The sequence below is a fragment of the Streptomyces sp. genome (assembly GCF_031181705.1).
Taxonomy (GTDB): domain Bacteria; phylum Actinomycetota; class Actinomycetes; order Streptomycetales; family Streptomycetaceae; genus Streptomyces.
The window spans coordinates 1-7,868 of record NZ_JAPSKN010000192.1 but is presented as its reverse complement, the minus strand read 5'-3'; the positions used below and the strand labels follow the sequence as shown (position 1 = coordinate 7,868).

The 7,868-nt window shown below is 72.9% G+C and carries 6 protein-coding genes and 2 pseudogenes; 4 read left to right on the top strand and 4 right to left on the bottom strand.

The features are described from left to right. Positions 1–140, top strand: a pseudogene (locus RIN80_RS24985) (ABC transporter permease); the annotation flags it as partial. Positions 141–275: 135 nt separating this feature from the next. Here RIN80_RS24985 and RIN80_RS24980 read toward each other — a convergent pair. From RIN80_RS24980 to RIN80_RS24965, 4 genes and pseudogenes are all read right to left on the bottom strand, one after another. Continuing rightward, positions 276–1,025, bottom strand: a complete 750-nt coding sequence (locus tag RIN80_RS24980; protein ID WP_309097901.1) for a response regulator — start codon at positions 1,023–1,025, stop codon at positions 276–278. Further along, positions 1,022–2,650, bottom strand: coding sequence for an ATP-binding protein (locus tag RIN80_RS24975; protein ID WP_309097900.1), 1,629 nt, complete (start codon positions 2,648–2,650; stop codon positions 1,022–1,024). The genes RIN80_RS24980 and RIN80_RS24975 overlap by 4 nt, the downstream gene beginning before the upstream one ends. A 110-nt stretch (positions 2,651–2,760) precedes the next feature. Continuing rightward, positions 2,761–3,252, bottom strand: coding sequence for a hypothetical protein (locus tag RIN80_RS24970; RefSeq protein WP_309097899.1), 492 nt, complete (start codon positions 3,250–3,252; stop codon positions 2,761–2,763). A gap of 71 nt (positions 3,253–3,323) precedes the next feature. Further along, positions 3,324–3,694: pseudogene (locus tag RIN80_RS24965) on the bottom strand (ABC transporter ATP-binding protein); the annotation flags it as partial. A 225-nt stretch (positions 3,695–3,919) separates the two neighbouring features. Here RIN80_RS24965 and RIN80_RS24960 point away from each other — a divergent pair. The 3 genes from RIN80_RS24960 to RIN80_RS24945 form a co-directional block, all read left to right on the top strand. Then, positions 3,920–4,903 (top strand): YbhN family protein, encoded by a 984-nt coding sequence (locus tag RIN80_RS24960; protein ID WP_375141807.1) that lies wholly within the window; start codon positions 3,920–3,922, stop codon positions 4,901–4,903. Positions 4,904–5,586: 683 nt separating this feature from the next. Further along, complete coding sequence (locus tag RIN80_RS24950) at positions 5,587–6,684, top strand: mechanosensitive ion channel family protein (RefSeq protein ID WP_309097898.1); 1,098 nt, start codon at positions 5,587–5,589, stop codon at positions 6,682–6,684. 182 nt (positions 6,685–6,866) lie between these two features. Beyond that, the coding region (locus RIN80_RS24945) for an NADP-dependent isocitrate dehydrogenase (RefSeq protein WP_309097897.1) at positions 6,867–7,868 on the top strand (1,002 nt) is incomplete at its 3' end.

The following is a 7,868-nucleotide window of genomic DNA, read 5'->3' as shown; positions in this document are numbered from 1 at the left end:
CCGCCATCGAGACCCTGCGCGGACTGCTCCTCGGAACGGAGATCGGCCACAACGGGTGGCTCGCCATCGCCTGGTGCGTGGGCCTGTCCGCCCTCGGCTACTTCTGGTCGAAGTCGCTCTTCGAGCGGGACCCCAAGTAGCCCAGCCGCACCCGCGACCCACTCCGATCCACCCCGGGTGGCGCCCGCCGAGACCGTCTCGGCGGGCGCCGCCCTCCCGGCGTTCCGGCCCCGCGCCCCGGCTCACCGCGCCAGTCGGCTCAACGGCGTTCGGCTTCACACCCGCCAGGCGTACCGGCGCTCGGGGCGCCCCGCCGCGCCGTAGCGCAGGGAGACCTCCGCGCTGCCCGTGCTGTGGAAGTACTCGAGGTAGCGGCGGGCGCTCACGCGGGACACGCCGGTCAGGGCCGCGCACTCGGTGGCGGAGAGGGTGCCGTCCGCCTCGCGCAGCGCCCGTTCGACGAGTTCGGCGGTCTCCACGCTCATGCCCTTGGGCAGGGTGTGGACCACCGCCGGGGCGAACGCGCCCGCCAGGACCCGGTCCACGTCGGCCTGGCCGCGGACGACGGCGGTCAGCAACCGGCCGCGCTGGGCGGCGTAGCGCTCCAGGCGGACGCGCAGGTCCTGGAAGTCGAAGGGCTTGAGGAGGTAGTCGACCACGCCGCGGCGGACCGCGCCGCGCACGGTGCCGGCCTCCTGCGCGGCGCTGATCACCATGACGTCGCAGTCGTGGCCGGCGCTGCGCAGCCGGGGGATCACGTCCAGGCCGAAGATGTCGGGGAGGTACAGGTCGAGCAGGACGAGGTCGGGGCGCAGTGCGTCCACGGCCTCGATCGCCTCGGTTCCGGTGTGTGCGACGCCGACGACGCGGAACGGCTCGACGCGTTCGACGTAGGCGCGGTGGACCCTGGCCACCATGAAGTCGTCGTCGACCACGAGCACGCCGATCACGTCCGTGCCGCCCGGCCGCGGAGCCCGGGCCGGGTCCGGGGCCGAGCCCTGCGCCGGATCCTGTGCTGCGGTCATCGGTCCGCTCCTTCCGCCACCGTGCCGGTGAGGTGGCTGACGGTCATGCGTGCGGTGAACACGGCCCCGCCGGGGGTGTTGGACACCGAGATCTCTCCCCCGTGCCGTTCGCAGACCAGCTTGGTCAGGGCCAGTCCGATGCCGCGCTCGCCCTCCCGTGCGGCCTTGGTGGTGAAGCCGTGGGAGGACACCTCGCCGGCCGGTTCGGGGGCCACTCCGGGGCCGGAGTCGCGGACCACGATCTCCACGCTGGAGGCGTCCTGCCGCAGCGCCACCTCCACCCACGCCTCGTCGTCCCGCGCGGCGGCGTCGACGGCGTTGTCCACCAGGTTGCCCACGACGGTCGCCACGTCGGCGGCGTCCTTCGGGGCCAGCCGCTCCAGCGCGGTGTCCTCGGAGATCCGCAGACTGACCTTGCGCTCGGCCGCGAGGGACGCCTTCGCCATCAGCAGCGCGGCCACCGCCGTGTCACGGACGCGACGGCTGAGGGTGACGTCCAGGCACTGGCGGCGCTGGTTCAACGCGCGGATGTAGCGCACCACTTCGTCCTGTTCGCCGATCTGGATCAGCCCGGAGATGGTGTGCAGCTGGTTGGCGAACTCGTGCGCCTGCGCGCGCAGCAGCTCCGAGGAACTGCGGAAGGAGCCGATCTCCCGTTCCAGGCGGGCGAGTTCGGTCCGGTCGCGCAGGGTGGTGACCGAGCCGAGGAGCCGGCCGTCCTTGGCGACGGTCATCCGGTTCATCACCAGGACCCGGCCGTGGCGGACCACGACCTCGTCCCGGGTGCCGGCGGCGGTCCCGGCCAGCACGTCGCGCAGCCGCCCGTCGATGCCCAGGCCGTCCAGGCTCTGGCCGACGCAGTCCTCGGGCAGGTCGAGCAGCCGGCGGCCCATGTCGTTGACGAACGTGAGCCGGTGCTGCGGGTCCAGGGCGACCACGCCCTCGGCGATCCCGTACAGCATGGCCTCGCGGTGTTCGGCGAGCCCGGCGATCTCGCGCGGCTCCAGTCCGAGGGTCTGGCGCTTCACCCGCCGCGCCAGGAGCCAGGAGCCGGCGACGCCGAGGCCGCTGGCGACGCCCAGGTGGGCGAGCAGGTAGGAGGAGGCGCCACCGAGCCGCTGCCAGGCCGTCGGCGCGGACTCGCCGATCATCACCGTGCCGAGGATCCGGCCGAGGTTCTGCTCGGTCGCGCCGAGGACCGGGACCTGGGCGGCCAGCTCACGGTTGCCGTCCAGCGTCAGCTGACCGGACCAGCCCCGGCCGCGGTCGGTGCCCGGCCCCAGTGGCATGCGCTCGCCGATGACCGTGGGATTCGTCGAGCTGACGATCCGCCCGCCGGCGTCGGCGATCGTCACCGAGGTCACCGCGGACTGCGCCTGCGTGGCGAGCACCAGCGGGGCGAGCGCCTCCCCGGGGGCGGGCCGCGCCAGCTGGCTGCGCACCAGTGGGTTGGCGGCCAGCTGTTCGGCGAGCGCGCTGACCCGGCGCCCCTCGACGCGGTCGAACGTCGCCCGCGACTGGGCGAGGGAGACGGCGGCGACGGCCAGCAGCACCACCACGACGATGGCGAGCTGCAGCACCAGCATCTCGCCCGCGAGCGAGTGGCGACGGAAGGTGGCGACCACGGTGGACTCAATCTGCGATGCCGACACAAGGGGGGCGGCTCATGTGCCGAGTCGCACCATCATGACGTCCACCTGCGGAAACCGGAAGGGATGAGTCGCCCGCGATGAGGTCAGGAGCTGTCCGGGCCAGGGCCGATGCCCGACAACTCCCGGATGGTGCCGCCGAGTTTGGCGCGCAGCGGCTCCAGCATCCCGGGCTTCGCGCTGACCACCCAGCGCATGCCGACCAGGTAGGTGCCCCCGTAGACGCGGGCGGACTCCAGCCAGGTCTCCTTCAGCCGTTCCTCCGGGAAGGTGGTGATCAGGAAGTCGCCCTTCGGGGTGTGGCACACGCCTTCGCGCAGTTCGTCCGCCTCGGTGCGGATCTTCGCCGTGCAGCCGGCCAGGCCGGCGATCACCTCCACCTTGGCCGGTGCGACGACCCCGGCGGCGGGCGCCCCGGACGCGCTCGGTTCCGCCGCCGCCCGGCCGTCGTCACCGCCGCCGCAGGCCGTGGCGAGGGGCAGCACGGCCAGGACCCCGGCCGCCGCGACGGCGCGCAGGCGCCGGGGGCGGGACGGGGTCCGGTGGGTGGTCCGTACGGTCGGTCGCTGCTGGGACACGTCGCCTCTCCGGGTGTGGGCCGTCGTGGTACTCCCAAGGGGTACGCACCGGACCCGGGTGGCGTTCACCCCACCACCAACACCGGCAGCGGCACCAGCGCGAGCAGGGTGAGCTGCCGGGACAGGGTCAGAGGGTGTCGCTGAAGGCGCGCTGGGCGCCGAGGGCGTCGTTGTCGAGCCGGGAGACGAGGGCGCCCGTACGAGTGCGTATGAAGGGTGACCGAGAGGCTGCGGGCCGAGGATCCCGAGCGCCGCCTCCGCGACCGCGATCAGCGCGATCAGCGCGATCAGCGCGATGAAGGACGAACGAGACGATGCGGCGCCGGTGCGGTCGGGCGAACCGGCCGATGCGGCGCAGGGTCGCCGGGGCGAAGGGGCGGTGTTCCTCCCGGGCGTTCATGAGGCTGTGCAGCCGGGTCCACGCCGTGGGCTGCGTACTCAGTGTCTCCACACTCATGGGGCGGCACGCAGCACCTCAAGCCTTCTTGAGGTCAAGGAGCTCGCCTCACACCCCCGACATCCCGCACAATCGGCCCGATCCCCCTCTCCCCCGACTGTCCGCGCAAAGGCCCCGATGACGCTTCCCACACAGCCGCTTCCCGCAGGCAATCCCCAGGCAGCGCTCCCGCAACCCGCCGTTGGCGCGGCCTGGGAAGCCTCTGCGGATGTGACAGCGGTCCAACTCCCCGACATCCGCCCGGGACGACTCCCCCGTCGCGTCCCGGTCCGCCTCCTGCGGCAGGCCCTGTGCCTGCTCCCACTCCTGCTCGTCACCGTGGTCGCGGTGCGCCACCGCGCGGTGCTGGCCGAGGGGTTCGCCCATCTCGGCACCGCCGAGTGGCCGTGGCTGCTGGCCGCGGCCGGCGCGACCTGCCTGACCTGGGTCGCCGCCGCCTGCACCCGGCAGGGCGCGGTCGTCGAGCGGCTGCCCCGACGGCGGTTGCTGGCCACGCAGTTCGCCGCGGGCGCCGCCAACCACCTGTTGCCGACCGGGCTGGGCGCGAGCGCGGTCAACCTGCGGTTCATGACGGTGTGCGGGCTGCCGCTCGCCCGCTCCTCGGCCGCCCTCGCCCTGTACCTGCTGGCGGAGAGCGTCGGCCGGGTGGCCCTGCTGGGTGCCCTGTTCTTCGCGTTCCCCGGCGCGTTGCGGCTCGGCGCGCTGGTCCCGGAGACGGCGTTCGGCCCGCTGCTGGCCGGGGGCGGAGCGCTGCTGGTGATCGCGGTGGCCGTGCTCGTCCTGGTCCGGCGGTTGCGCACGGCCCTGCTGTCCTTCCTGCGCACCGCGCTCGGCGAGGCCCGCGAGGTGCACACCCGGCCCGCCCGGGCCCTGGCACTGTGGGGCGGTGCGCTGACGTTCCCCGCGCTGCAGGCGTCCGTACTGGTGCTGGTGGGGCGGGCCCTGGGGCTCGAGGTGCCGGCGGCGCACATGGCGGTGGCCTATCTGGCGGCGACGTGCGCGGTGGCGCTGGTGCCCACGCCGGGCGGGATCGGCTCGGTGGAGGCGGCGCTGGTGATGGCGCTGGTCGCGGCCGGCGGCCCCGCCGCGGTCGCCACGGCGGTGGTGCTGGCCTTCCGGGTCGTCACGGTCTGGCTGCCGCTGGTGCCGGGCGCGCTGACGCTGGCGGCGCTGGTGCGGCTGAAGGTGATCTGACCGACCCGGTGGCGTGCCGGATCGGGTTTCGCGGCCGGGACTTCACCACCCGGGTGGCCATGCTGTGGGGCGAGGGCGGCATCTTCTGCGCGGGCGCCGGCCTCAGGGCCCCCGGCACCGGGCGCGCCAACCGGGTGGAGCCGGAGGGGACGGCCCGATGGGGCCGGCCCGGCAGGTGGCTGTCGAAGCCGGTGATCGCCGCGGTCGCCGGGCACGCCGTGGCCGGTGGCTCGGGACGCGCCCGCTGGCGCCTCCCGCGGGTCGCCGGGCGGCCCGGAACTCGCCCGCTGGTGCGACCCGCGGGGCGCCGAGGAGGACGCCGTGTCCGGCGTGTTCCGTGATGTTGGCCGCCGACGTTCCGGCACGGCGGGGGCGTCCCGGCCGAAAGCCCGAAGGGCGCCGCCCCTTTCGCCTGCCGGACGGCACGGGTCGTACACGGACCTGTGAGAGAGGCCACGTGACAGTACGTCATGTGCGCTGATTCACGCTCCCCTCACCCCCGTCCGCGGTACGAACCCCCGTGCGGGATGCGGCAGGATGAACGGTCCGGCCGACCTCGGGTCAGGGTGGTCGGACACCGACGGAGATTTTCGGAAACGAGCAGGGGACGACGTGACGACACTGCACATCCGACCGCCGGCGACGGCAGCCTTCGCCGCGCTTGCCCTCCCCGGAGGTGACCGGTGAACCGGACGCTCACCGTGGACGATCTGCTCTTCGCCGGCATCGCCCTGGCCTCGGGCCTGCTGGCGGCGTTCGCGCTGCGGGTCCTGCTGCGCTGGCTGGGCGGGCACGCCGACCGCACCCGCTGGGGCGGGGACGACGTCATCGTGCACGCGCTGCGCGCCGTGGTGCCGTGGGCCGCGGTGGTGGGCGGCGCGGCGGGCGCGGCGGCCGTGCTGCCGCTGACGCGGGCGGTGCAGCACACCACCAACCAGGTGCTGACGGTGCTGTTGATCTTCGTCGCGACGGTGTCGGCGGCGCGGGTGGTGGCCGGGCTGGTGCGCTCGGTCACCCAGTCCCGCTCCGGTGTCGCCGGGTCGGCCACGATCTTCGTCAACATCACCCGGATCCTGGTCCTGGCGATCGGCTTCCTGGTGGTGCTGCAGACGCTGGGGATCTCCATAGCCCCGCTGCTCACCGCCCTCGGCGTCGGCGGTCTGGCGGTCGCGCTCGCGCTGCAGGACACCCTCGCCAACCTCTTCGCGGGCATCCACATCCTCGCCTCCAAGACCGTCCAGCCGGGTGACTACATCCGGCTCAGCAGCGGCGAGGAGGGCTACGTCGAGGACATCAACTGGCGGCAGACGACGATCCGCAACCTGTCCAACAACCTCGTGGTGATCCCCAACGGTCAGCTCGCGAAGGCGAACATGACCAACTTCATGCGCCCCGAGGAGCAGCTGACCATCCTGCTCCAGGTCGGCGTGGCCTACGACAGCGACCTGGAGCACGTGGAGCGGGTCACCAACGAGGTGATCGCCGAGACGATGAGGGACGTCGAGGGCGCGGTGCCCGACCACGAGCCGATCATCCGCTTCCACACCTTCGGCGACTCCCGCATCGGCTTCACGGTCATCCTGGGCGTCGGCGAGTTCAGCGACCAGTACCGGATCAAGCACGAGTTCATCAAGCGCCTGCACAAGCGGTACCGCGCCGAGGGCATCCGCATCCCCGCCCCGGCCCGGACGGTGACCCTGCAGCAGGGCGCGGTGGTGATCCCGCAGCAGCGCACCGGCGAGATCGAGGCGGGCGGGATGACGTCCGTCCGGTTCGACTAGGCGCACGGCGTCGCCGGCCGTGGTCCGCACCCGGGGTGCGACGGTCGGCGACGGCCCGTGTCCGGCCGGTCACGGCAGGTCGGCCGATTGCCCGAAACCGGTCGCCGACCCCTGTCGAGACGAGGTCGATCACGAGATATCTTGATGTCGAGCAATGTTGCAGACGTGGAGCGGAGCACCCGGTGACTGACTCGACCATCATCTATACGCACACTGACGAGGCCCCCGCCCTGGCGACGTATTCCTTCCTGCCGGTGGTCCGGGCGTACGCCTCGCAGGCGGGTGTCCCGGTGGAGACCCGCGACATCTCGCTGGCCGGGCGCATCATCGCCGTGTTCCCGGAGTACCTGACCGAGGACCAGCGCATCCCGGACGCCCTCGCGGAGCTCGGCGAGCTGGCCAAGACGCCCGCCGCCAACATCATCAAGCTGCCGAACATCTCGGCGTCCATCCCGCAGCTCAAGGCGGCCATCGCCGAACTGCAGGGCCAGGGCTACGCGCTGCCGGACTACCCGGACGACCCGAAGACCGACGAGGAGCGCGAGATCCGCGCCCGCTACGACAAGGTCAAGGGCTCCGCCGTGAACCCGGTCCTGCGTGAGGGCAACTCGGACCGGCGCGCCCCCGCCTCGGTGAAGAACTACGCCAAGTCCCACCCGCACCGCATGGGCGCCTGGACCGCCGAGTCCAAGACCAGCGTGGCGACCATGGGTGAGAACGACTTCCGCTCCACCGAGAAGTCCGTGGTGATCGCCGAGGACGGCGCGCTGCGCATCGAGCTCGTCGGCGAGGACGGCACGACCACCGTGCTGCGCGAGTCCGTGCCCGTGCAGCAGGGCGAGGTCGTCGACGCCTCCGTGATGCGCGTCGCCGCGCTGCGCGAGTTCCTCACCGCGCAGGTCGCCGAGGCCAAGGCCCAGGGCGTGCTGTTCTCCGTGCACCTGAAGGCCACGATGATGAAGGTCTCCGACCCGATCGTCTTCGGCCACGTGGTGCGCGCCTTCTTCCCGAAGACGTTCGCGCAGTACGGCGACAAGCTGGCCGCGGCCGGCCTGAGCCCGAACGACGGTCTGGGCGGCATCTGGAAGGGCCTGGACGCCCTGCCGGAGGGCGCCGAGATCAAGGCCTCCTTCGACGCCGAGCTCGCCGAGGGCCCGGAGCTGGCGATGGTCGACTCCGACAAG